Genomic DNA, 22,947 nt, shown 5'->3' with positions numbered 1-22,947 from the left:
CCGGGGGACGCATGCGGCGCGTCGCTAGGCTGTGCGCATGACCGAGCCGGACGCCGTCGCCGAAGCCGAACTCGCACGCCTGCGGGCCGAGGCGGAAGCCGCCGAGGCCCAGCTCAAGGTCGCCCAGGCGAGGGCCGCGCTCGCCGCGGCCGAGGCCGAGGCCGCGAAGGCCCGGGCGGGGGTTCCCGCCGAGTCGCCGGTGCGCGGTGCTCCGGATGAATCGACCGCCCACGAGCCGCGGGCGCCGAAACCGCCGGATTCTCCTGAGTTGTCGACGGTCGCCGAGGGCGCCCCACCGCAACCGGCGGCGACCGGCCCGCTCGATGACGCAGCCGTCGCTGCCATCGTCCAGGGATACACGTTCGACGCCGAGACGCTCGAGCTCGGCGCCCTCGTCAACACCGACCCCGTCGCATCGGCGCAGATCCGCATCCCGATCGCCATGACGAACCGTCACGGCCTCGTCGCGGGCGCGACCGGGACAGGAAAGACGCGCACGCTCCAGGGCCTCGCCGAGCAGCTCGCGGCGAAGGGCGTCCCCGTGTTCGCCGCCGACATCAAGGGGGATCTGTCCGGTGTCGCGACGCCGGGCGAGGCCAGCGACAAGCTCCTCGCGCGCACCCGGGCCATCGGCCAGGACTGGACCCCCGCGGCATCCGTCACGGAGTACTTCGCCCTCGGCGGTGTCGGCAAGGGCGTTCCGGTGCGCGCGACCGTGAGCGGATTCGGCCCCCTGCTGCTGAGCAAGGTGCTCGGGCTCAATCAGACGCAGGAGTCGAGCCTCGGCCTCGTCTTCCACTACGCCGATCAGAACGGGCTCGCCCTCGTCGACCTGTCCGATCTGCGGGCCGTGCTCAGCTATCTCACGAGCGACGACGGCAAGGCTGAGCTCAAGGGGCTCGGGGGCCTCTCGGCGGCGACGGCGGGTGTCATCCTGCGCCAGCTCATCACGTTCGCCGACGACGGCGCGGACGTCTTCTTCGGCGAACCCGAGTTCGACGTGCGCGACTTCCTGCGCACGGCGCCCGACGGCCGCGGTGTCATCAGCCTGCTCGAAGTGCCCGGTGTCATCGACAAGCCCGCGCTGTTCTCCACGTTTTTGATGTACCTGCTCGCCGAGCTCTTCGAGATCCTCCCCGAGGTCGGCGATCTCGACAAGCCGAAGCTCGTCTTCTTCTTCGACGAGGCGCACCTGCTGTTCACGGATGCCTCGAAGGACTTCATCGCCGCAATCACGCAGACCGTCCGGCTCATCCGTTCGAAGGGCGTCGGCGTCTTCTTCGTGACGCAGACCCCGAAGGACGTGCCGGCCGACGTGCTCGCGCAGCTGGGGTCGCGCATCCAGCACGCGCTGCGCGCGTTCACGCCCGACGACGCCAAAGCGCTTCGCGCGGCGGTCGGCACCTACCCGAAGTCCGGCTACGACCTCGAGCGCGTGCTGCAGGAGCTCGGCACGGGCGAGGCCATCGTGACGGTGATGAGCGAGAAGGGCGCACCGACGCCCGTCGCCTGGACCCGGTTGCGCGCACCGCAGGGCCTCATGTCGCCCACGCCGGATCCCGCGATCGAGGCGGCCGTGAAGGCGTCGCCGCTGCTCGCGGCCTACGGCACACCGATCGACCGGGAATCGGCGCGCGAGATCCTCGCCGCCAAGATGCGCGCCGCCGACGACGCGGCCGCCGCAGCCGAGGCTGAGCTGGAGAAGGCGAAGATCGACGCCGAGCTCGCCAGGCAGCGGGCGGCGATCGACAAAGCGCAGGCGGATGCCGACCGCAGGGCCCAGAAGGAGTACGAGCGGCTCCTCAAGAAGACGAGCGGCTCGGCCCGCACCTCGAGCCGGGCGCCGAAATCCGGGCTCGAGCAGATCCTCGGATCGCGGTCGACGCGGACTGTCCTCGACGGTGTCATCCGCGGGATCTTCGGCACGGGCCGCCGCTGACGGCCCCGAACCGTGCCGATCCCGGGGCGCGCTCCCGCGCGGGCACCCGCCGGCTGAGCGCGAGCCCGACGCTCCCGGGAGGTCCTAGCCTGGGGGCATGGTGAAGAAGCCCCCGGTGTCCGACATCGACGAATCGCGCGTGCGCGTCTCGAAGCCCAAGCGCGTGGCCGTCGGCATACCCGGCGTCCTGCACGCGCTGCAGATCTCCGCCGAGCAGATGGGTGTCGTGCGCTCGGCGCAGACGCTCCTGCGGGTGAATCAGAAGGACGGGTTCGACTGTCCGGGGTGCGCATGGCCCGAAGAGGACAAGCGCCATCTCGCCGAGTTCTGCGAGAACGGCGCGAAGGCCGTCGCCGAGGAGGCGACGCTGCGCCGCGTGGGGCCGGAGTTCTTCGCGGCGCACTCGATCGACGAGCTCGCCGGGCACGACGACTGGTGGCTGGGGCAGCAGGGGCGACTGACGCATCCGATGATCCTCGACGAGGGTGCGACGCACTATCGGCCGATCGAGTGGGATGACGCGTTGCGCGAGATCGCCGACGCGATTGCGGCGCTGGACGACCCGGACGAGGCGGCGTTCTACACGTCGGGTCGCACCTCGAACGAGGCGGCGTTCCTGTACCAGCTGCTCGTGCGCGGGATCGGCACGAACAACCTGCCGGACTGCTCGAACATGTGCCACGAGTCGAGCGGCTCGGCGCTCACCGAGACGATCGGGATCGGCAAGGGCACCGTCTCGATCGAAGACGTCCACGAGGCCGATCTGCTCATCATCGCGGGCCAGAATCCCGGCACCAACCATCCGCGCATGCTGTCGGCGCTCGAGAAGGCCAAGAAGCGCGGCGCGACGATCATCGCCGTCAACCCGCTGCCCGAGGCAGGTCTCGTCCGGTTCGAGAATCCGCAGACCGTGCAGGGGATGATCCTCGGCGGCACGAAGCTCGCCGACGAGTTCGTGCAGATCCGGCTCGGCGGTGATCAGGCGCTCTTCCAGGCGATCGGCAAGCACCTGCTCGAGGCTTCGGCGGACCCGGCGACCGATGCGCTGGACCACGACTTCATCGCGCAGCACACGAGCGGCTTCGACGCGTACCGACAGGCGATGACGGATGCCGCGTGGCCCGACCTCGTCGCCGCGACGGGCCTGTCCGAAGCCGAGCTGCGCCGCGTCGGCGAGGCCGTACGGGCCTCGAAGGCGACGATCGTGTGCTGGGCGATGGGGCTCACGCAGCACAAGCACTCCGTGCCGATGCTGCGCGACGTCGTGAACGTCCTGCTGCTGCAGGGCAACATCGGGCGCCCGGGCGCGGGAGTGTGCCCCGTGCGCGGTCACTCCAACGTGCAGGGCGATCGCACGGTGGGCATCTACGAGAAGCCCTCGGCGTCCTTCCTCGACGCCCTCGACGCGGAGTTCGGCTTCAGCGCCCCGCGCGAGCACGGCTACGACACGGTCGAGGCGATCCGCGCGATGCGCGACGGACGCGTGCGGTTCTTCATGGCGATGGGCGGCAACTTCATCTCGGCGACGCCCGACACGGCGGTCGTGGAGGAGGCGATGGCGCGGGTGGACCTCACCGTGCAGGTGTCGACGAAGCTCAACCGCTCCCACGTCGTGACCGGTCGACGGGCGATCATCCTGCCGACGCTGGGCCGCACCGACCGCGACCGGCGGGCGGGGCGCGAGCAGCGGGTCACGGTCGAGGACTCGATGGGCGCCGTGCACGCCTCGCGCGGGCGCCTCGCGCCGCCCGCCGACGACATGCTGAGCGAGGTCGCGATCGTCGCGCGGCTGTGCGAGCTGCTGTTCGGCGCGCGCGATGAGGCGCCACGGGCGCAGGGGAGCCGGCCGGTGCGAGCCAACGCGCCCCGAGCGGACTGGGCCGCGCTCGAGACGGACTACGCGCGCATCCGCACGCATATCGAGCGCGTCGTGCCCGGGTTCGACGACTACGAGGCGCGCATCGCGAAGGGGGCGACGCTGCGGCTGCCGAACGGTCCGCGCGATGCCCGCCGGTTCGACACGGCCGATGGGCGCGCCCGGTTCACCGTCAATCCGCTGGAGTATCCCCGCATCCCGCCGGGGCGCCTGCTGCTGCAGACGCTGCGCTCGCACGACCAGTACAACACCACGATCTACGGCAAGGACGACCGCTACCGGGGCATCCACGGCGGCCGCCGCGTCGTGCTCGTGCACGCCGACGACATCCGCAACCTCGGCTTCGCCGACGGTGAGATCGTCGATCTGGTGTCCGAGTGGACGGATGCCGCGGGGCGGACCGAGGAGCGCACGGCCGAGGCCTTCCGCATCGTGGCGTATCCGACGCCGCGCGGCAACGCGGCGGCGTACTATCCCGAGACGAACGTCCTCGTGCCGCTCGACTCGGTCGCCGACGTCAGTGGCACGCCGACCTCGAAGTCGGTCGTCGTGCGACTTCAGCGACGTGGATCGTAGGCTGAGGGGATGCCGCACCTCGCCGTCGTCGTGACCGTCTCGGATCGTTCGGCGGCCGGCGTCCGGGACGACGCGAGCGGACCGATCGCCGTCGCGGCGCTGCGCGACGCCGGGTTCGCGTGCGGCGACGCCGTCGTCGTGGCGGACGGCGCCGACACCGTCGAGGCGGCGCTGCGCGCAGCGCTCGCCGACGGCGCCGCACTCGTCGTCACGACGGGCGGCACGGGCCTCTCGCCCCGCGACGAGACTCCCGAGGGCACGGCGCGCGTCATCGAGCGCGACGTGCCGGGGATCGCCGAGGAGATCCGCCGCATCGGCGTCCTCGAGAAGCCGGCCGGAATGCTCTCGCGCGGCCGGGCGGGGGTGTCGGCCGGGGCGCTCGTGGTGAACCTTCCCGGGTCGCCGGGGGCCGTGGCATCCGGAATCCCCGTCGTGCTCTCCGTCGCGCGGCACGTCATCGACCAGCTCGCCGGAGGAGACCACGCATGAGCGCTGTCCGTCTCGCGCGCATCAGCGCCGATCCTCTCGACATCGCCGCGCACCTCGACGCTGTCGAGGACCCGACCGCGGGTGCCGTGACGACCTTCATCGGCCGCGTGCGCGATCATGATCCGGATGCCGCAACCGCCGTCGTCGCCCTCGAATACAGCGCGCATCCCGACGCCGAGGCGACGCTGGACGGCATCGCTTCATCGTGCATCGGCTCGACGCAGGCGATCGTCGCCGTGTCGCATCGGGTGGGCCGGCTCGAGGTCGGAGACCTCGCGGTCGTCATCGCTGTCGCATCGCCCCACCGGGCCGAGGCGTTCGCCGTCTGCCGCGACGTCATCGAGGCGATCAAGCGCGAGCTGCCGGTGTGGAAGCGCCAGGTCGAGTCCGACGGCACGACCGCGTGGAAGGGCATCGGCGGCTGACCGTCGGTGCGCTCCGGGCGGCGTCTCTGCCGCTGGGCGCTGGGCGCTCGGCGCTGGGTCGTTCGGGCGCTCGGTCGCTGGGTCGTGCGGGCGTTCGGTCGGTCGGGCGCTCGGACGCTGGGTCGCTCGGTCGCTCGGTCGCTCGGGCGCTCGGTCGCTTCATCGAACCTGACCCTTCCCGTCGAACCGAACGTCGTCGACGTCGGGTTCGGCGGAAACGGTACGGCTCGACGTCAGGGGCGACGGGCGACGCGCGCCGGTCGCCGGTCAGCCGCCCGCGAAGGGCGGCAGCACGTCGATGAGGTCGTCGGCGCCGAGTGGCGTGTCGTCGTCGACGCGGGAGCCGCCGACGAGCACGGCGCAGCGGGGAAGGATGCCGCCGAGCCCGGGCCGTTCGGTCGCGAGGGCGGCGCGCAGGTCGCCGAGGGTCGCTTCGCCACGGGTCTCTTCCGCTACGCCTGCCATCTCCTCGGCGGCGGCGAAGTAGCGCACGCGCGACATCATGCCTCCCAGTCCGCGGCGAGGGCCGTGATGGTCTCGACGGCCGCGCGCGTGTCGGCGGGGGAACCGCCCGCGCGTCCCGCGACGAGGCCCGCGACGAACGCGCTGAACGGAGCGGCGGGGCGCGCGACACCGACCGCGACATCCCGCGCGAGGTCGAGGATGAGCGCGATCGGCAGATCCTCGGGCGCGAGATCGAACTGCGCACGCAGCGCCGTCGCCCAGTCGTCGAGGGCTTCGGGGGGAAGGGTGCGGGACTCGCTCACGGTGCCTCCTCGGTCGGTGTGCGCTCGGATCGGGCTCGGGCAAGATCCTCCCACGTATCCACGTCGCGGGTGAGCGCGTCAGCGACGCTGATCACCGCGAGCGCGAGATCGTCGACCAGGGCGCGCACGGGGGCGTCCCGCCCGCGGTCCGCAAGAGCGGATGCCGCCGCGCGCAGCTTCGCCGTGCGGTAGACGCCGATGAGCCACTGCGGACGCGCCGACGCGTCGGCGAGGCACACGCCGTCGATGTCGGCGGGGAGGAGCATCATGTCCGTCACGAGCCGCTGCACGGCGGCGTCGGCCGAGGGGAGGTCGCATGCGAGCAGCACCGTCCAGTCGGGGTCGCTCCCCTCCGGCCACGTCTCGAGCGCCGCGACGATGCCCGCGGCGGGTCCGCCGAAGGGCGGGTCCTCGCGCACCCACGTGACGGCCAGAGCCGTGTCGAGCACGGGGGCGACGACGATGACGGGGTCGGCGTCGATCGCGTGCACGGCCTCGACGGCCGTCGTGAGGAGTGTGCGTCCGCCGACCTCGAAGAGCGGCTTGGTCGCGCCGCCGACGCGTGAGGCGCGTCCGCCCGCGACGAGGATGGCGCCGAACGTGGTCATCGTGTAGGGACCATTCGTCGGCGACGCCGTTGTGCTCGGCGCACCGCCGGACGGGTCATTCTTCGCCCGGCCGCACCCAGTCGCCGCTCTTCCCGCCCGTCTTGCGCACGATGCGCACGGCTTCGATCGACGTGCCCTTGTCGAGCGCCTTCACCATGTCCACGACGGCCAGTGCCGCGACCGTCACGGCCGTGAGCGCTTCCATCTCGACGCCGGTGCGGTCGGCGGTGCGCACGCTGGCCTCGATCGCGACGCCCTCATCGGTGATGGCGAGGTCCACGGTCGCGCCGTGCACGCCGATGACGTGCGCGAGCGGCAGCAGGTCGGGCGTGCGCTTGGCCGCCTGGATGCCCGAGATCCGGGCGACGGCGAGCACGTCGCCTTTCGGGACCGAGCCGTCGCGCAGGGCCGCGACGACTTCGGGCGCACACCGCACCAGCCCGCGCGCCGTCGCGGAGCGGATGGTCGGCTGCTTCTCGGTGACGTCCACCATGCGGGCGTGGCCCGCGGCATCGAGGTGCGTGAAGCTCATGAGATCAGCATGACATCGACGAGGTCTCCCGCCTCGACTGCCCCGACGTGCGCGGGCACGACCGCGTACGCGTCGGCGCGCCCGAGACCACCCGCCAGGTGCGAGCCGCCACGGGTGACGGGCACGGCGCGCCAGGCTCGCGGGTCGGTGCGATCGATCGCGACGGGCAGGTACTGGGTTCGGCCCGGTGGCGTGCGCCATCCGTTCGCGGCGGCGATCGTGAGGACGGGGCGCGCGAGAGCGGCGGCACCCTGCAGGGCCAGCAGGGCGGGCCTGACGAACACCTCGAACGACACGGCGGCGCTCACGGGATTGCCGGGCAGCCCGAACAGCAGGATTCCCGACGGTGTGCGGCCGAAACCCTGCGGTTTGCCGGGCTGCATCGCGATCTTCGTGAAGGTCATGACGTCGCCCAGCGTATTCTTGACGACCTCGTATGCTCCCGCGCTCACTCCGCCCGAGAAGACGACGACGTCGGCGCCGAGCCGTTCGGCCTCGGCGATCGCGTGACGCGGTCCGTCGCCGTCGTCGGACACGCTCGTTCGCAGCACGACGTCGGCGCCGGCTTCGGCGGTGAGGCCGGCGAGCAGTTCGCTGTTGGACTCGGGGATCTGCCCGCGCGAGAGGACGGAGCCCGGCGCGACGAGTTCGGAACCCGTCGAGACGACAGCCACGCGCGGACGCCGGCTCACGGCGACCATGGCGACCCCGGCGGCGGCCGCCGCCGCGGCCTGCAGGGCATCCACCCGCACTCCGGCGGGCATCAGCTCGTCGCCGGCGAGGGCGTCTTCGCCGCGACGCCGGATGTGCGCGCCGATCGCCTTCGGAGCCTTCAGGACGGTGATCTCGCCCAGGGAGTCGGCCAGCCCGCCGCGGGTGTCTTCGAAGGGCACGATCGCCGTGGCATCGGCGGGCAGGGGAGCGCCCGTCATGATCCGCGCCGCCTCGCCGCGTGCGAGAGGCGGATCCAGGGCGGTTCCGGCGGGGACATCGGCGACGACGCTCAGGGTGATCGGAGACTCCGGGGATGCGGCGGCGACGTCCTCGTGGCGCACGGCGAACCCGTCCATCGCCGAGTTGTCGAACACCGGGATGTCGACGGCCGCTCGCACCGGCTCGCGCAGGATCCGCCCGTGAGCCCGGCTCACCGGGTGGATCCCGGCGTCGACGGGCGTGACCGCGGTCAGGACGGCGGCGAGGTGGTCGGCGATCGACCGCAGCGCGCTCACACCGGCTCCTCGCGCTGCCACGCCTCGATGCCGCCCGCGAGGACCGACGCGGGGATGCCGGCGGCGACGAGGGTGTGCGCGGCGCGTTGCGCGCGCGCCCCGACCTGGCACACGACGACGACGGGACCGGCGCCCGCGAGCGCCGGTTCGGACAGGAGCGTCGCCAAGGGCACCTCGATGCTGCCGTCGATCGTGCCCAGCGCCGTCTCGTGCGGTTCGCGCACGTCGACCAGCGTGGCCCCCGCGGCCCGCGCGGCGCGCGTCTGCTCGGGATCGAGCTGGGGGATCGCGGGCGGGACGCGGCCCGGGTGCGCCGGATCGGCGGCGACCGGTGCGGCGGTCGACCGCGCGGGCCGCAGCGGCACGTCGTCGACGCGGCCGCGGAGGGCATCGACGACGAGCACGCGCCCGAGGGCCGGCTCGCCGACGCCGGTGAGGAGCTTGATCGCCTCGGTGGCGAGCAGACTGCCCGTCTGCAGACACAGGGTGCCGAGCACACCGACGGCCGCACAGCTGGGGACGCCGCCCATGGAGCCCGGCGGGTACAGGTCCGCCAGGCCGACGGTCGGCACGCCCTCGGGCGGACGCGACCAGAACACCGTGACCTGAGCGTGGAACTCCTGCACGACGCCCCACACGAGCGGCACGCCGAGCGCGTCGCATCCGGCGGCGACGGCTTCGCGTGTCTCGAACGTGTCCGTTCCGTCGATCACGACATCGGCGCCCGCGAGCAGCTCCGCGGCGTTGGCGAGGGTCAGATGCTCGTGGATCGGACGCACGCGCGTCGTGGGGGACAGATCTGCGGCGATGCGCACGGCCGAGTCGACCTTGCGCGCCCCGATGTCGGCGACCCGGTGCATGACCTGACGCTGCAGATTGGATGCCTCGACGAGGTCGTCGTCGACGATCGAGATGGTGCCCACCCCGGCGCCGGCGAGGGCGAGCACGACGGGAGAGCCCAGGCCTCCGGCGCCGACCACGGCGACGTGCGCCGCGGCGAGCCGCCGCTGTGCGATGTCGCCGAATCCCGCGAGCACGCGGTGACGTGCGGTGCGAAGGGCCTCGGCATCGTCGAGGACGTCGACGGGCTCGACGAGGGGAGGAATCGCCATAGCAGCCAGGGTACGGCTCATCCGCTGCGACGAAGGCCGTTCCGGCGCGCGAACAGCGCCGCTAGTCTCGGGATCGTGCGCGAGAGCGAACTGGATGTCGCCGACGTCGAGCAGGTCGTCGACACCGGCGAGGTGCCCGCGGGGCGCCGCATCGACGATGTGCTCGCTGCCGCGCACGAGCGGGCCGCCGGCCACGATGAGGGGCACGTCGCCGACTACATCCCCGCGCTCGCGGCTGCCGATCCGCGCCGTTTCGGAGTGTGCGTCGTCGATGTCGACGGCGGCACGCACGAGGCGGGCGACACCCGCGCGCTCTTCTCGATCCAGTCGATCTCGAAGGCCTTCGTCTACGCGCTGCTGTGCGACGAGCTCGGTCACGAGAAGGTGCTCGACGTCGTCGGCGTCAACAACACCGGCGCCGCCTTCGACTCCCTGCTCGCGATCGAGCTCGGCGACGGACACCCCGGCAACCCCATGGTCAACGCCGGCGCGATCGCGACGACGGCGCTCATGCCGGGGGAGAGCGCCGACCAGAAGTGGGCCGGCATCCTCACAGGCCTGTCGCGCTTCGCCGGCCGGCCTCTCGAGGTCGACGAGGAGGTCTACCGGTCCGAGACGGCGACGAACCACCGCAACCGCGCGATCGCGCAGCTCCTCGAAAGCTACGGCCGGATCACAGAGGACCCCTTCGAGGTCGTCGACGTGTACACGCGGCAATGCTCCGTCCTGATCGACGCGCGAGACCTGGCCGTCATGGGCGCGACTCTCGCCGACGGCGGCGTGAACCCGATCACGGGCGAACGCGTCGTGGCCGCCGACGTCTGCCGCGACACCCTCGCGGTGCTCGCGGCGAGCGGCCTGTACGAGCGATCGGGCGAGTGGCTGTTCGAGATCGGCCTGCCGGGCAAGTCGGGCGTCTCGGGCGGTCTCGTGACGATCGCACCGGGCAAGGTCGGCATCGGCGCGTTCTCACCGCCCCTCGACAGCGCGGGCAACAGCGTACGGGGGCAGATCGCGACGGCGTACCTGTCCCGCGCGCTGGGCCTGAACGTCTTCGCGTCCGACCCGCACCGGTCCGCACGCAGCGCGGAGGGAAGCGCACGATGAAGACGGATGCCGCGAACGAGACCCGCGCATCGTGGGTGCCCATGATCGGCCTCTTCCTCGCGCAGATCCTGATGTCGTACAACGTCTCGGCGCTCCCGGTGTCGCTGGGCGGCATGGTCGACACCTTCGGCGTCCCACCCACCGACGTCAGCACCGCCATCGTCACGTACGGACTCGTCGTCGCGGCGCTCGTCATGGTCGGGGCGAAGATCGGGCAGCGCGTGGGCTGGGTCGTCATGTTCCGCGTCGTCGTCGCGCTTTTCGCGATTTCGGCGACGCTCATGGTGTTCGCGCCCTCCGTCGAGTGGGTCATCCTCGCGCAGGCGCTCGCGGGCGCATCGGCGGCGATCATCGTCCCCTCGCTCGTCGCGCTCATCGCCGAGAACTACCGCGGCGGGCAGCAGGAGACCGCGATCGGGTCCCTCGGGTCGGCACGCGCGCTCGCCGGCGTCAGCGCGTTCCTCATCGGAGGAGCGCTCGCGACGTTCGTGGGCTGGCGGCAGGTGTTCGTCGTCGTGCTCGTGCTCGCCGTGGCGGTGTTCGCGCTCAGCTTCCGCCTGCGCAGCGCACGGGGCAACCGGGACATCACGATCGACGTCGTCGGGGCGCTGCTGATCGGCCTGGGCATCGTCGCCCTCACGCTCGGGGTCAACAACCTCAACGCCTGGGGCCTCGTGACGGCCGAGGCGGACGCCCCGTTCGACGTCGTCGGTCTGTCACCGGCACCCGTGCTGGTCGTCGTCGGCATCGTGCTCGTGCAGCTGTTCTTCGTGTGGACGCGCCGCCGGACGAAGGCCGGAAAGGTCCCGCTCGTGAGCCTGTCGGTGTTCGCCTCGTCGCGTGAGCGCGCGGCCGTGGCTGCGATGTTCGTCGTGGTCGGACTCGAGGCGGCGCTGAACTTCGCGATCCCGCTGTATATCCAGATCGTGCAGGGTCGCACGCCCTTCGACACGTCGCTCGCGATGCTGCCGTTCAACCTCACGGTGTTCGTCACGGCGATGCTCGTCGTGCGGTTCTATCGCCGGTTCCCGCCGCGGACGATCGGCATGTTCTCATTCGGCCTCACCACGATCGCGCTCGTGTGGCTCGCCGTGGTCGTCACCAACAACTGGGAGACGCTGCCCACGATCCTCGGGCTGTTCGTCTTCGGCGTCGGTCAGGGCGCCCTCGTGACCCTCGTCTTCAACGTCCTGGTGACGGCGTCGCCGAAGGAGCTCGCGGGCGATGTCGGGTCGGTGCGCGGCACGACGCAGAATCTCGCGTCCGCTGTCGGCACGGCCGTCGCGGGCGCCCTGCTGGTCGGCATCCTGAGCGTCAACGTCGTCTCGGCGCTCGCGGAGCATCCCGAGCTGCCGCCGCAGCTCGTCGAGCAGGTCGATCTCGATCGCACCAACTTCGTGAGCAACGATCGGCTGCGCGACGTGCTCGAGACCACAGATGCGACGCCCGCCCAGGTCGACGCCGCGATCGTCGTGAACGAGGAGGCGCGCCTGCGCGCGCTCAAGCTCGGTCTGCTCGTGCTCGCGGGCGTCAGCGCCGTGGCGATCCTGCCCGCCAGCAGGCTGCCGCGGTTCCGGCCGGGTGAGATCCCGGAGTCGGTCGCGACGGGCGAGGCCACGGAAGGCCTCTGATCACGCAAGTGCGGATGATTCAGGGGTATTCATCCGCAGATGCGGTGATAGTCTCACCGCGTGGACAGCTATCGTGTCTCTGAAGCCGCTCGTCTGGTGGGGGTGAGTGACGACACGGTTCGCCGGTGGATCGACGCGGGCACTCTTCCCACCACGGGGGACACCCCCACCCGCGTGCCGGGTGACAAGCTCGCGGCGCTCGCGGTCGAGCTCGCCCATGCGGCATCCGACCCCACTGATGTGCTCTCCAGTGCGCGCAATCGCTTCGTCGGGCTCGTCACGCGCGTGCAGGTCGACGGCGTCATGGCGCAAGTCGACATCCAGGCGGGGCCGCATCGGGTCGTCTCGCTGCTCTCGGCCGAGGCGGTGCGCGACCTCGCGTTGCAGCCCGGCTCCCTCGCGGTCGCCGTCGTCAAGGCCACGAACGTCATCGTCGAAACCCCGAAGGTCTGACGTGGCGCGCTCCCGCTTCGCCGTCGTCCTCGCCGTCGCGGCACTCGTGGCGCTCACCGGCTGCGCGGCGAGCGGGGGCGCCCGCCCCGCCGACGAGGACCCCCGTGCCCCCTCGGCGCCGGTCGAGGGCGTCGGCCCCGAGCTGACCGGTGAGCTCTCGATCTACGCGGCGGCGTCGCTCGGCACGGCGTTCGACGAGCTCGCGGCGCTCTTCGAGGAGCGGCATCCGTCCGTGGATGTGCGCCCGGTCGTCTACGACGGATCCAGCACTCTCGCGAGGCAGATCATCGAGGGAGCGCCGGCCGACGTCTTCGCCTCGGCCGACGAGGTCACGATGGACAGGATCGGCGATCTCGCCGCGGCGCCCGCCCTCTTCGCGACGAACACCCTCGTCATCGCGGTCCCGGTGGGCAACCCCGGCGGCGTCACGGGGCTGCAGAGCTTGGCCGACCCGGATCTCACCGTTGTGCTGTGCGCTGCCGAAGTGCCGTGCGGTGCGGCATCCGGCACGCTGCTCGGCAACGCCGGTGTCACGGTGTCCGCGGGGAGCCTCGAGCAGAACGTCACCGCTGTGCTCGCCAAGGTCAGGATCGGCGAGGCCGACGCGGGACTCGTCTACGCGAGCGATGTGCGCGATGTCGCCGGCGTCGAGGTCGTCGACGCAGAGGGCGCGCACGACGTCGTCAACCGCTATCCGATCGCCGTGATGACGGATGCCGCGAACCCCGCCGCCGCGGCCGCGTTCGTCGCGTTCGTGCTGAGCCATGACGGCCGCGCCGTCCTCTCGGCGCTCGGCTTCGGATCGCCGTGACCCATCGTCGCGACGCGCGAGGGTTCGTTCCGCGTGTGCTCGCCGTCCCCGCGGTCATCGGGGCCGGGCTGCTCGTCCTGCCCCTCAGCGCCCTCGTGCTGCGCGTCGAGTGGTCGACGCTGTGGAGCGACATCACCTCGATCGAAGCGCTGTCGGCGCTCGGGCTGTCGGTGCTCACGGGCCTCATCGCGACGGTCGTGTGCGTCGTGCTGGGGGTTCCGCTCGCGCTCGTCATCGCGCGGGCGGGCCGGCGCACGGCGGCGCTGCTGCGCGCCGTCGTCACGGTGCCGCTCGTCCTGCCGCCGATGGTCGGCGGCGTCGCGCTGCTGTTCCTCTTCGGTCGCACGAGCTGGCTCGGCGGGCTGCTCGGCGAGTGGGGCGTGCGCGTGCCCTTCACGACCGGCGCCGTCGTGCTGGCGCAGACCTTCGTCGCGCTGCCGTTCCTCGTGCTCGCGCTCGAGGGGTCGCTGCGCACGACGGGTGTCGGGTACGAGCAGACGGCCGCCGCGCTCGGTGCGAACCGGTGGACGATCCTCGCTCGCGTGACGCTGCCGCTGGCGGCGCCCGGGCTGGTCGCCGGAATCGTGCTGTGCTTCGCGCGCGCGATCGGAGAGTTCGGCGCGACGGCGCTGTTCGCCGGGAACGCGCCGGGGGTCACGCAGACGATGCCGCTCGCGATCTACACGGCGTTCAACGGCGCGGGCGTCTCGCAGGGCACGGCGGTCGCGCTGTCGCTGCTGCTGCTCGTGACGGCGGTCGCGGTGCTGTTCCTCGTCCGCGCGTGGCGTGCGGAGGCCCCCGGATGACGGGTGAGGCGCTCGACGCGCGCGTCGTGGTCGAGCGGGCGGGGTTCCGTCTGGAGGCGCACGTGCGCGCGGCGGCGGGTGAGGTCATCGCCCTCATGGGACCGAGCGGGGCGGGCAAATCGACCCTGCTCGGTGCTCTCGCGGGGCTCGTGGGGCTCGATGAGGGACGGATCACGCTCGACGATCGGGTGCTGGATGCCGCGCCTCGGCCACGGACGCACGTGACACCCGCGCAGCGGCGCGTCGTGCTGCTGGGGCAGGACCCACGGCTCTTCCCGCACCTGAGCGCCCGCGCCAACATCGCGTTCGGTCGTCGGGTGAGGGGCGTCTCCGCCGCCGCGGCGGGCGTCGAGGCCGACGAATGGCTGGCGCGCGTCGGTCTCGAGGGCATGGGCGCCCGTCGGCCCGCGCAGCTGTCGGGCGGCCAGCAGCAACGGGTCGCCCTGGCCCGGGCGCTCGCCACGGCTCCCGCGGCGCTCCTGCTCGACGAGCCGCTCACCTCGCTCGACCCCGAGACGGCGGGCGACATCCGCACGGTGCTGCACGATCAGCTCGCCGCGACCGGCACGACGGCGATCATCGCGACGCACGACGCGGTCGACGCCGTCGCCCTCGCGACACGCCTCGTCATCCTCGAGGCCGGTGCGGTGACGCAGGCCGGTGCCGTGCGGGACGTCTTCGCCGTGCCGGCGACCCGGTTCGCCGCCGCGGTCGCCGGGGTCAACCGCGTCTCCGGCCGGGTGCGCGACGGGCGGTTCGTCGCGGGAGGCCTCGAGTTCGCGGCATCCGGAATCGCCGACGGACCGGCGGCGGCCGTCTTCGCACCGTCGCGCGTGCAGATCGCGCGCACCGACGGGTCGCCGGCGAAGACGGGGGAGTGGCTCGCGCGGGTGGCGCGGCTCGAGCAGACGCCCGGTGGCGTGCGCGTGCGGGTGGTCGGTCCGGATGTCGCGATCGATGTGTCCACCGATCGCGCGATCGATCTGGGCCTGGCGTCAGGCCGCGACGTCGTTCTGCGGGTCGCTGCCGAGGATGTGCGCCTGTCCTAGGGGCGCGTCAGTAGTCTTCGCCTTCGGCCTGCGAAGGGTGACGGTCGTACCAGACCGGCACAGCGAGAAAGTCGGAGGCGTCCGAATCGTGCGTGTCAGTGGTGTGCATGGGGATCTCCTCTAGGGCGAAGTTCCCTCCACTGTCGCTCATCTTTCCACCGGCCCGCCGCGATCGCGGCGATAAACCCTCCGCCTTCTGGCTTCGTGTGAAAGAACCGCACTTCTTGTGCGTCAGGCGACGATTCGCCCGCGCTCGATGCGCACCACCCGGTCGACCAGGCCGGCGGGGACCGTCACGTGCGAGATGAGCACGACCGCACGGTCATCGCCGATGGCCTTCAGCAGATCCGTCAGCAGGGCATCGGATGCCGCGGGGTCCACTCCCGCGGTCGGCTCGTCGAGCACGAGCACGGGAAAACCGCGCAGCAGCGCCCGCGCGAGGGCGATGCGCTGCGCCTGCCCGCCCGAGACCAGGCCGCCGCGCTCACCGACCCGCGCATCGAGGCCCCCGCGCTCGCGCAGCCACGCACCCAGCCCGACACGCTCGAGCGCGTTCTGGAGCTCTGCGTCGGAGGCGCCCTCGCGCGCGAACAGCAGGTTCTGGCGGATGTCCTCGTCGAAGAGCATCGGATGCTGCTCGCACAGGCCGATCGTCTGCCGCACGTCGTCGCCGGCCAGGTCGTGCACCGAGCGTCCGCCGATGTCGTAGCCGCCGTCGGTCTCGAGGAAGCGGACGAGCGCGTGCGCGAGCGTCGACTTGCCCGACCCGCTCGAGCCCACCACCAGCACCCGCTCACCGGGTCGCACCGCCAGATCGACGTCGTGCAGCGCGGGCTCGGCGGCACCGGGCCAGCGCACCGTCGCGCCGCTGAGACGCACACCCGAGCCGAGCGGCGGCGCGCTGCCGGTGGGGGCGACATGCTCGCGCACGATGCCCTCGGGAGCCTGGACGGGCACCGCCGTGGCGACGCGCTCCGCCGAAGCGCGCACCTGACGCCACGCCGATGCCGCGAGGGGCACCGAGGTGAACACCTCGAAGGTCGCCATCGGCACGAGCACGGCGACCGCGAGCCAGGGGCCGTCGAGGTCGCCGATGGCCGGGGCCGTGACGATCACGGCCGCGATCGAGGCGGCGCCGGCGAGAAGAGAGACGAGCCCGGCTGTCGCCGCCTGTGCCCCGGCGCGGCGCACGACGGCTCTGCGCACGGCCGCGTCGGCCTTCGCGATGCGGGCGCGGCTGGCCGGCTCCGCACCGTAGGCGGCGAGCACGTCGAGGCTGCCGATGTGGTCGAGCACGGCATCGGCGAGCTGCGCCCGCAGCGGGGCGATCGCGCGATCGGCCCTCGCTCCGGACGCCCATCCCCACAGCGTCGCGACGAGTCCCGCAGCGATCAGGCACGCGAGCAGGGTCAGGGCGGCCGGCCACCACACGAACGCGACGAGCACGACCGCGCCGATCGCGACGAGCGCCGACGAGACGAGCGGCTGCACGACCCGCAGCGGAAGGTTCTGCAGCTCGTCGACGTCGTCGACGAGGGCGCCGAGGATGCTGCCGCGCTTCGCGCGGGTGAGGCCATCGGGAGCCAGCGGCACGAGTCGACGAACGAGGGCGCCGCGCGTCGATGCCAGCTGGCGCAGTGCGGCGTCGTGGCCCGTGAGGCGCTCGAGGTAGCGGAAGACGGCGCGGGTGAGCGCGAAGAAGCGCACGCCGACGACGGCGACCGACAGGTACAGGACGGGCGGCATCTCGCTCGCCCGCACGATGAGCCACGCGCTCGTCGCGAGGAGCGCCACTGCCGAGGCTTCCGAGGCGAAACCGGCCGCGAGCGCGGGCCACAGCCGTCGCGCGGGAGGCAGCGCGCCGCGCAGCACCGCCGCCGTGCCGGGGTCCGTCGACGCGCGTCTCACGCGATCACCTCGCTCGCGTGCATCCGCACGACGGCGTCGGCGATCGTGCGCGCGCTCTCGCGGTGCGACACGAGCAGCACGGCGGCACCGCCGTCGGCCACGCGGCGGATGCCGTTCCACAGGCGCGCCTCGGTCGCAGCATCCAGCGCCGCACTCGGCTCATCGAGGGCGATCACGTCGGCCCGGCCGCGCAGGTGGCGGTACAGCGCCCGCGCGACGGCGACGCGCTGCGTCTGGCCGCCGGAGAGTCCCACGCCCTGCACGCCGAGCTCGAGGGCGGGATCGATGTCGTCGGCGCAGGCGAGCGCGAGCGACCGCGACACGAGATCGGTCAGGGGTGCATCGTCGCCGAGCGTGACGTTGTCGGCGACCGTGCCCGACACCAGGCCCGGACTCTGCCCCGCCCAGGCCAGCCACTGCGACGGCGCGAGCGATCGCACATCGACGCCGCGGAACGCGGCGTCGCCGTCGAACGAGGCCGCTCCTCGCAGGGCGGCGAACAGACTCGACTTGCCCGCACCGCTCGGACCCTCGATCAGCGTGACCGTTCCGGGGGCGGCCGACAGGTCGACCGGCGGCAGCATGCGGTCGCCGCGCCGGACGCGCAGACCGCTCAGGGTGAGCAGCGCCCCTCCGGCGGGCCCGGCGGCCGCGGGGGCCGGCGCTGCGGACCCCGTCGCCGGACGCGCGGGCGCGTCGTCCCGGAGCGAGTGCGCGGCATCCAGGACACCGAAGACGTCGTCGGTCGCCGCGACGCCCTCGGCCGCAGCGTGGAACTGCACTCCGACCTGGCGCAGCGGCAGGTACGCGTCGGGTGCGAGCAGCAGCACGAACAGACCGATCGCGAGCGTGAGCGAGCCGTCGATGAGGCGGAACCCGATGGACACGGCGATGATCGCGACCGAGATGCTCGCGAGGAACTCCAGCGCGAACCCCGACAGGAACGAGATCCGCAGCACGCGCATCGTCTCGCGGCGATAGTCGTCGGTGACGCGTTCGATGGATGCCGCGGCCCGGTGCTGGCGCCCGAAGATCTTGAGCGTCGACAATCCCTGCACGGTGTCCGAGAAGCGTGCCGCGAGCTGCTGCAGCGTCGCCCATTGGCGCTGCTGGACAGCACGCGTCGCGAGGCCGATGAGCACCATGAAGATCGGGATGAGGGGGATCGTGAGCACGACCGTCAGGCCCGAGATCCAGTCCTGCCACCACATGACGGCGACGATGAGCGGCGTCGCGACGACGGTCTGCACGAGCTGAGGCAGGTAGCGGCCGAAATACGCCTCGAGGGCATCGAGTCCGCGGCCGGCCGTCACCGCGAGCGCGGCGGAGTTGCGCGTCGCGAGCCACTCGGGTCCGAGCGCGCCGACCGCCGCGACCAGTGCCGTCCGCAGCTGCGTCTGCACCCGCGCGGCGGCCCGCGCCGCGACGGCGTCGCGGGCCCACACGAGCAGTGCGCGCGCCGCGGCCGCGCCGGCGAGGCCCGCGAGCGTCGTCGTGAGCTCGGCCGGCGGCATCCCCTCGACCGCTCCGACGACGGCCCGCGTCAGCAGCCACGCGAAGGCGACGATGACGGCGGTCTGGGCGAGGGCGATCGCGCCGATCGCGACGAAGAACGCGCGCGATGCCGAGGCGTACCGCAGAAGGCGAGGATCGATCGGGCGAGCCCGGCCGGGCGGAGGAGCCGTGTCCGTCTCGTTCATGCCTTCTCGACCCTAATCCAGTCCGCGTGTGGTCGACCGCCGCCGCAGCGGGTCCGGTCGGGGCCGGGGCTCAGTGCACCTCGGCGGCGGCCTTCTCGATCGTCGAGCGGCGCACGCGCTTGCGGAACACCCAGTACGTCCAGCCCTGGTAGAGCAGCACGAGCGGCAGGAAGACGAGCGCGGCCCACGACATGATCGTCAGGGTGTAGTCGGTGCTCGAGGCGTTCTCGATCGTGAGGCTGTTGGTGGCGAGGTCGACCGTCGACGGCATGACGTACGGGAACAGCGCGAACCACAGGGCCAGCACGGCGCTGACGATCGTGAACGCTCCGAAGCCGAACGCCCATCCCTCGCGACCGCGGAGGTTCGACACCCATGACGAGATCAGCAGCACCGCCGCGACGGCCGAACACAGCACCGTGAGCCAGGCGAGGTCACGGTCCTGGTCGAAGGCCATGGCGATCGTCCACAGCAGGAAGCCCGCCGCGACGACGATCGTCACCAGGCCCGAGCGCACGGCGAGCTTTCGGGCGTCGGCCGACACCTGCCCGTCGGTCTTGAGCGCGACGAAGTACACGCCGTGCGTGAAGAACAGCAGGAGCGTGGTCAAGCCGCCGAGCAGGCCGTACGGGTTCAGCAGGGTCAGCAGGCTTCCCATGAACTCGTGGTCGGCGTCGAGGGGGACGCCCTGCACGATGTTGGCGACGGCGACGCCCCACAGGAACGCGGGCAGTGCCGAGCCGATGACGATCATGCGGTCGAAGTTGCGCTTCCACCGCAGGCTGTCGCGCTGGTGCCGGTACTCGAACGAGACGCCGCGCACGATGAGGGCGAGCAGGATGACCAGCAGCGCCAGGTAGAAGCCGCTGAACAACGTCGCGTACCACTCCGGGAACGCCGCGAACAGGCAGGCCCCCGCGACGATGACCCACGTCTCGTTGAGGTCCCACACGGGACCGATCGTGTTGATGACCTGCCGGCGGGAGACGTCGTTCTTGCCGAGGAACGGCAGGGACATGCCGACGCCGAAGTCGAACCCGTCGAGCACGAAGTAGCCGACGAAGAGGAATCCGACGATGAAGAACCAGAGGTAGGCGAGATCCATGTCAGCTCCTAGTACACCGTGGTGGGCGTGTCTTCGACTGCTGTCGGCCCGGCGGCCTCCGAGCCCGGTTCGGGAACGGGCTCGGGGCCCTTCTTGACCGTCTTCACAATCAGTCCGAACTCGACGATCGCGAGGATGAGATAGATGAGCGTGAACGACACGAGCGAGATCAGGACGTTCCAGCCCGGCACATTCGGCGAGACGCCGTCCTCCGTCAGCATGAGGCTGAACACGATCCAGGGCTGGCGGCCCATCTCGGTGAAGATCCAGCCGACGAGGATGCCGAACAGGGCCAGCGGCGCCGACCACACGGCGACGCGCCACATCCACATCGCCGGCGGCTTCTTGGCCTTCTTCCGGGTCACCCACAGACCCACGACCGCGACGGCGGTCGCGAGGAAGCCGAAGCCCATCATCCAGCGGAACGACCAGTACGTGACCCACAGGATGGGGGCGAAGCTGCCGCCGACCTGATCGGCGAACTGCGGGAAGAGCTCGGTCGTGTACGCCGCGTTGAGGTCGTTGATCCCCTCGACGCATCCGGTCAGGGTGTGGGTCGACAGGAACGCGAGAAGGTACGGGACACGGATCGAGAACAGCTCGGTCTGTCCGTCTGGCGTGCCGAGCGTGAAGATCGAGAAGGACGCATCCGCGCCGCACGCCGTGTTGAACAGTGCTTCGGCCGCAGCCATCTTCATGGGCTGCGTGTCGACCATGACGAGCCCCAGCTGGTCGCCCGAGAGCGCTGTCGCGGCGAAGGAGACGATCATCATCCACCCGCCGTACTTCAGCGCGGGTCGCATGAGCTCCTGGTGCTGGTGGCGCATGAGGTGCCACGCGGCGATCGCGATGATGACGCCGGCGCTGAACATGCACGCCGAGGCGATCGTGTGCGGGAACGCCGCGAGCGCGACCGGATTGAACAGGACCGCGAAGAAGTCCACCATCTCGGCGCGACCGCCGTCTTCGGCCATCTGGTAGCCGACGGGGTTCTGCATGAAGGCGTTCGCCGCGAGGATGAAGTACGCCGAGATCCAGGCGCCCGCCGCGGCGATCCAGATCGTCGCGAGATGGACCTTGCGGGGCAGCTTGTCCCAGCCGAAGATCCACAGGCCGATGAAGGTCGCTTCGAAGAAGAACGCCATGAGGCCTTCGAAGGCGAGCGGGGCGCCGAAGACGTCACCGACGAAGCGCGAGTAGGAAGACCAGTTCATACCGAACTGGAACTCCTGCACGATGCCCGTCACGACGCCCATCGCGAAGTTGATCAGGAAGATCTTCCCGAAGAACCGCGTCAGGTGAAGCCACTTCAGGTTCCCTGTGCGCACCCACGCGGTCTGGAAGATCGCCACCGTGACGGCCATGCCGAGCGTCAGCGGAACGAAGATGAAGTGGTACAGCGTCGTCAGGCCGAACTGCCATCGCGCCAGCAGCAGAGGGTCCAGCAGATCCACGGTCGCGTTCTCCGATCGCTCACACGGTTCATGTGGTCTGACCAAAGCTAACATGTGGTCTGACCACATAGTCACAGGCGGGAAGCCCGCGTGTCCGCCACGGTACACAGGAATCTCCCAGGCGGGCGAGACGCAGGCCGTGAAAAAGGCACGGAAGCGTCGCTCGCTGCCGCCGGCCCGCACAACCGGGCTACCCTCGGCGTATGAGGCGAGGGCGGGCGAGGGTGCGCTCATGACGGCCGTGCCCGTGACGATCGGGATCCGGATGCCGCAGGCCGCGGCATCCGTCGATGAGGTCCGCCCCGGCGCACCGCTCATCGACACGCACGGGCGCGTGCACCGGGATCTGCGCATCTCCCTCACCGACCGCTGCTCGCTGCGCTGCACGTACTGCATGCCCGAGCAGGGGAACGAGTGGCTCGCGCGGTCCAGCATCCTCAGCACCGACGAGATCGTCCAGGTGGCGCGGGTCGCGGCCGCCGCGGGGATCTCGACCTTCCGCCTCACGGGCGGCGAGCCGCTGCTGCGGACCGACGTCGTCGAGATCGTGCGGCGACTCGCGGAGCTGCGCACGCCCGGGGGAGATCCCGCCCACATCGCGATGACGACGAACGGGATCCGGCTGCCCGATTTCCTTCCGGCGCTGCAGGCGGCGGGCCTTGCACGGCTCAACATCTCGCTCGACACGCTGCGCCGCGACCGGTTCCATGCCCTCACGCGGCGGGACCGGCTCGACGACGTGCTCGCCGGTATCGCTGCGGTGCAGAGGTCGGGTCTGCGGCCGCTCAAGATCAACGCCGTCGCGATGCGCGACGTCAACGACGACGAACTCGTCGATCTCGTCGAGTTCGCGATCGCACACGACGCGCAGATGCGCTTCATCGAGCAGATGCCGCTCGACGCGGGACACACGTGGGATCGTGCGCGCATGGTGACGCGGGAGGAGATCCTCGACCGGCTCGCCGAGCGCTGGACGCTCACACCGTTGCCCGGTCGCGGCGGCGCTCCGGCCGAGCGGTGGATGCTCGACGGCTCCGCGCACTCGGTCGGCGTCATCGCGTCGGTCACGGCGCCGTTCTGCGGGGACTGCGACCGGCTGAGGCTCACGGCCGACGGCCAGTTGCGCAACTGCCTGTTCTCGACGACCGAGTACGACCTGGTTCCGACCCTTCGGCAGGCTCAGGGATCGGTTCCTCCGCGGACACCGGTCGCTGAGCTTGCCGAACGGTCGATCGACGACGGGATCGACCGGATGCTGCGCGCCTGCGTGCACGGCAAGCTCCCCGGCCACGCGATCAACGATCCGTCCTTCCTGCAGCCGGCGCGCGGCATGAACGCGATCGGCGGCTGAGGATGGCACGGATCCGGCG

21 protein-coding genes are annotated in these 22,947 nt (G+C 71.6%); 11 read left to right on the top strand and 10 right to left on the bottom strand.

The window, feature by feature from the left end:
- The first annotated feature begins 37 nt into the window (after window positions 1-37).
- The 4 genes from ACWIBS_RS03080 to ACWIBS_RS03065 all read left to right on the top strand — a co-directional run bounded on the left by ACWIBS_RS03080 (window position 38) and on the right by ACWIBS_RS03065 (window position 5,305).
- Window positions 38-1,939 carry a helicase HerA-like domain-containing protein gene (locus ACWIBS_RS03080; RefSeq protein ID WP_376125345.1) on the top strand — a complete coding sequence of 634 codons (1,902 nt, stop codon included), beginning with the start codon at window positions 38-40 and terminating at the stop codon, window positions 1,937-1,939.
- Window positions 1,940-2,036: 97 nt separating this feature from the next.
- Window positions 2,037-4,391 carry an FdhF/YdeP family oxidoreductase gene (locus tag ACWIBS_RS03075; RefSeq protein ID WP_376125348.1) on the top strand — a complete coding sequence of 785 codons (2,355 nt, stop codon included), beginning with the start codon at window positions 2,037-2,039 and terminating at the stop codon, window positions 4,389-4,391.
- 9 nt (window positions 4,392-4,400) lie between these two features.
- A complete protein-coding gene (locus ACWIBS_RS03070) occupies window positions 4,401-4,880 on the top strand; it encodes a MogA/MoaB family molybdenum cofactor biosynthesis protein (RefSeq protein WP_376125351.1) in 480 nt (159 codons plus the stop codon).
- The gene (locus tag ACWIBS_RS03065) at window positions 4,877-5,305 is read left to right on the top strand and encodes a molybdenum cofactor biosynthesis protein MoaE (protein WP_376125352.1); all 429 of its coding nucleotides are present in this window, start codon (window positions 4,877-4,879) and stop codon (window positions 5,303-5,305) included. Before ACWIBS_RS03070 ends, ACWIBS_RS03065 begins: the two co-directional genes overlap by 4 nt.
- 267 nt (window positions 5,306-5,572) lie before the next feature.
- Here ACWIBS_RS03065 and ACWIBS_RS03060 read toward each other — a convergent pair whose 3' ends face one another.
- From ACWIBS_RS03060 to ACWIBS_RS03035, 6 genes are read right to left on the bottom strand one after another with little or no spacing between them, the layout of a single operon-like run.
- The gene (locus ACWIBS_RS03060) at window positions 5,573-5,806 is read right to left on the bottom strand and encodes a MoaD/ThiS family protein (RefSeq protein WP_376125355.1); all 234 of its coding nucleotides are present in this window, start codon (window positions 5,804-5,806) and stop codon (window positions 5,573-5,575) included.
- Complete coding sequence (locus tag ACWIBS_RS03055; protein WP_376125357.1) at window positions 5,806-6,072, bottom strand: DUF6457 domain-containing protein; 267 nt, start codon at window positions 6,070-6,072, stop codon at window positions 5,806-5,808. Before ACWIBS_RS03055 ends, ACWIBS_RS03060 begins: the two co-directional genes overlap by 1 nt.
- On the bottom strand, window positions 6,069-6,680 hold the full coding sequence (gene mobA, locus ACWIBS_RS03050; RefSeq protein ID WP_376125360.1) for a molybdenum cofactor guanylyltransferase: 612 nt from the start codon (window positions 6,678-6,680) through the stop codon (window positions 6,069-6,071). The genes ACWIBS_RS03055 and mobA overlap by 4 nt, the downstream gene beginning before the upstream one ends.
- 55 nt (window positions 6,681-6,735) lie before the next feature.
- A complete protein-coding gene (gene moaC, locus ACWIBS_RS03045; RefSeq protein ID WP_376125363.1) occupies window positions 6,736-7,212 on the bottom strand; it encodes a cyclic pyranopterin monophosphate synthase MoaC in 477 nt (158 codons plus the stop codon).
- Window positions 7,209-8,441, bottom strand: a complete 1,233-nt coding sequence (locus ACWIBS_RS03040) for a molybdopterin molybdotransferase MoeA (RefSeq protein ID WP_376125366.1) — start codon at window positions 8,439-8,441, stop codon at window positions 7,209-7,211. The genes moaC and ACWIBS_RS03040 overlap by 4 nt, the downstream gene beginning before the upstream one ends.
- The gene (locus tag ACWIBS_RS03035; protein ID WP_376125369.1) at window positions 8,438-9,553 is read right to left on the bottom strand and encodes a ThiF family adenylyltransferase; all 1,116 of its coding nucleotides are present in this window, start codon (window positions 9,551-9,553) and stop codon (window positions 8,438-8,440) included. The genes ACWIBS_RS03040 and ACWIBS_RS03035 overlap by 4 nt, the downstream gene beginning before the upstream one ends.
- Before the next feature lie 75 nt (window positions 9,554-9,628).
- Between ACWIBS_RS03035 and glsA the strand changes: the two genes are divergently transcribed.
- From glsA to ACWIBS_RS03005, 6 genes are read left to right on the top strand one after another with little or no spacing between them, the layout of a single operon-like run.
- A complete protein-coding gene (gene glsA / locus ACWIBS_RS03030) occupies window positions 9,629-10,660 on the top strand; it encodes a glutaminase A (RefSeq protein ID WP_376125372.1) in 1,032 nt (343 codons plus the stop codon).
- Window positions 10,657-12,291: an MFS transporter gene (locus tag ACWIBS_RS03025; protein WP_376125374.1), complete on the top strand. Its 1,635-nt coding sequence runs from the start codon at window positions 10,657-10,659 to the stop codon at window positions 12,289-12,291. The genes glsA and ACWIBS_RS03025 overlap by 4 nt, the downstream gene beginning before the upstream one ends.
- A 60-nt stretch (window positions 12,292-12,351) precedes the next feature.
- On the top strand, window positions 12,352-12,744 hold the full coding sequence (locus ACWIBS_RS03020) for a TOBE domain-containing protein (protein WP_376125376.1): 393 nt from the start codon (window positions 12,352-12,354) through the stop codon (window positions 12,742-12,744).
- A 1-nt stretch (window position 12,745) separates the two neighbouring features.
- Entirely contained in the window at window positions 12,746-13,555 is an 810-nt protein-coding gene (gene modA / locus ACWIBS_RS03015) for a molybdate ABC transporter substrate-binding protein (protein ID WP_376125378.1), read from the top strand.
- Complete coding sequence (locus tag ACWIBS_RS03010; protein WP_376125381.1) at window positions 13,552-14,361, top strand: ABC transporter permease; 810 nt, start codon at window positions 13,552-13,554, stop codon at window positions 14,359-14,361. The genes modA and ACWIBS_RS03010 overlap by 4 nt, the downstream gene beginning before the upstream one ends.
- Entirely contained in the window at window positions 14,358-15,410 is a 1,053-nt protein-coding gene (locus ACWIBS_RS03005) for a sulfate/molybdate ABC transporter ATP-binding protein (RefSeq protein ID WP_376125383.1), read from the top strand. Before ACWIBS_RS03010 ends, ACWIBS_RS03005 begins: the two co-directional genes overlap by 4 nt.
- 231 nt (window positions 15,411-15,641) lie before the next feature.
- Here the strand turns inward: ACWIBS_RS03005 and cydC are convergent, their stop codons facing one another.
- The 4 genes from cydC to ACWIBS_RS02985 form a co-directional block, all read right to left on the bottom strand.
- Entirely contained in the window at window positions 15,642-17,318 is a 1,677-nt protein-coding gene (cydC, locus tag ACWIBS_RS03000; RefSeq protein WP_376125385.1) for a thiol reductant ABC exporter subunit CydC, read from the bottom strand.
- Window positions 17,315-19,018 carry a thiol reductant ABC exporter subunit CydD gene (cydD, locus tag ACWIBS_RS02995; RefSeq protein WP_376125388.1) on the bottom strand — a complete coding sequence of 568 codons (1,704 nt, stop codon included), beginning with the start codon at window positions 19,016-19,018 and terminating at the stop codon, window positions 17,315-17,317. The genes cydC and cydD overlap by 4 nt, the downstream gene beginning before the upstream one ends.
- Before the next feature lie 70 nt (window positions 19,019-19,088).
- Window positions 19,089-20,123: a cytochrome d ubiquinol oxidase subunit II gene (cydB, locus tag ACWIBS_RS02990; RefSeq protein WP_376125390.1), complete on the bottom strand. Its 1,035-nt coding sequence runs from the start codon at window positions 20,121-20,123 to the stop codon at window positions 19,089-19,091.
- Window positions 20,124-20,131: 8 nt separating this feature from the next.
- Window positions 20,132-21,577, bottom strand: coding sequence for a cytochrome ubiquinol oxidase subunit I (locus tag ACWIBS_RS02985; protein WP_376125393.1), 1,446 nt, complete (start codon window positions 21,575-21,577; stop codon window positions 20,132-20,134).
- A gap of 232 nt (window positions 21,578-21,809) precedes the next feature.
- Between ACWIBS_RS02985 and moaA the strand changes: the two genes are divergently transcribed.
- Window positions 21,810-22,928: a GTP 3',8-cyclase MoaA gene (gene moaA, locus ACWIBS_RS02980; protein ID WP_376125396.1), complete on the top strand. Its 1,119-nt coding sequence runs from the start codon at window positions 21,810-21,812 to the stop codon at window positions 22,926-22,928.
- Window positions 22,929-22,947 lie beyond the last annotated feature (19 nt).

It is taken from the genome of Microbacterium sp. NPDC055442, from assembly GCF_053644215.1.
This window is presented reverse-complemented; position numbering and strand designations above follow the sequence as displayed.

Bases quoted from the DNA above. Each gene is read 5' to 3' on its own strand.
- ACWIBS_RS03080 (WP_376125345.1), top strand. From the start codon at position 38: ATGACCGAGCCGGACGCCGTCGCCGAAGCCGAACTCGCACGCCTGCGG.
- ACWIBS_RS03075 (WP_376125348.1), top strand. From the start codon at position 2,037: ATGGTGAAGAAGCCCCCGGTGTCCGACATCGACGAATCGCGCGTGCGC.
- ACWIBS_RS03070 (WP_376125351.1), top strand. From the start codon at position 4,401: ATGCCGCACCTCGCCGTCGTCGTGACCGTCTCGGATCGTTCGGCGGCC.
- ACWIBS_RS03065 (WP_376125352.1), top strand. From the start codon at position 4,877: ATGAGCGCTGTCCGTCTCGCGCGCATCAGCGCCGATCCTCTCGACATC.
- ACWIBS_RS03060 (WP_376125355.1), bottom strand. From the start codon at position 5,806: ATGTCGCGCGTGCGCTACTTCGCCGCCGCCGAGGAGATGGCAGGCGTA.
- mobA (WP_376125360.1), bottom strand. From the start codon at position 6,680: ATGACCACGTTCGGCGCCATCCTCGTCGCGGGCGGACGCGCCTCACGC.
- moaC (WP_376125363.1), bottom strand. From the start codon at position 7,212: ATGAGCTTCACGCACCTCGATGCCGCGGGCCACGCCCGCATGGTGGAC.
- ACWIBS_RS03035 (WP_376125369.1), bottom strand. From the start codon at position 9,553: ATGGCGATTCCTCCCCTCGTCGAGCCCGTCGACGTCCTCGACGATGCC.
- ACWIBS_RS03025 (WP_376125374.1), top strand. From the start codon at position 10,657: ATGAAGACGGATGCCGCGAACGAGACCCGCGCATCGTGGGTGCCCATG.
- ACWIBS_RS03005 (WP_376125383.1), top strand. From the start codon at position 14,358: ATGACGGGTGAGGCGCTCGACGCGCGCGTCGTGGTCGAGCGGGCGGGG.
- cydD (WP_376125388.1), bottom strand. From the start codon at position 19,018: ATGAACGAGACGGACACGGCTCCTCCGCCCGGCCGGGCTCGCCCGATC.
- cydB (WP_376125390.1), bottom strand. From the start codon at position 20,123: ATGGATCTCGCCTACCTCTGGTTCTTCATCGTCGGATTCCTCTTCGTC.
- moaA (WP_376125396.1), top strand. From the start codon at position 21,810: ATGACGGCCGTGCCCGTGACGATCGGGATCCGGATGCCGCAGGCCGCG.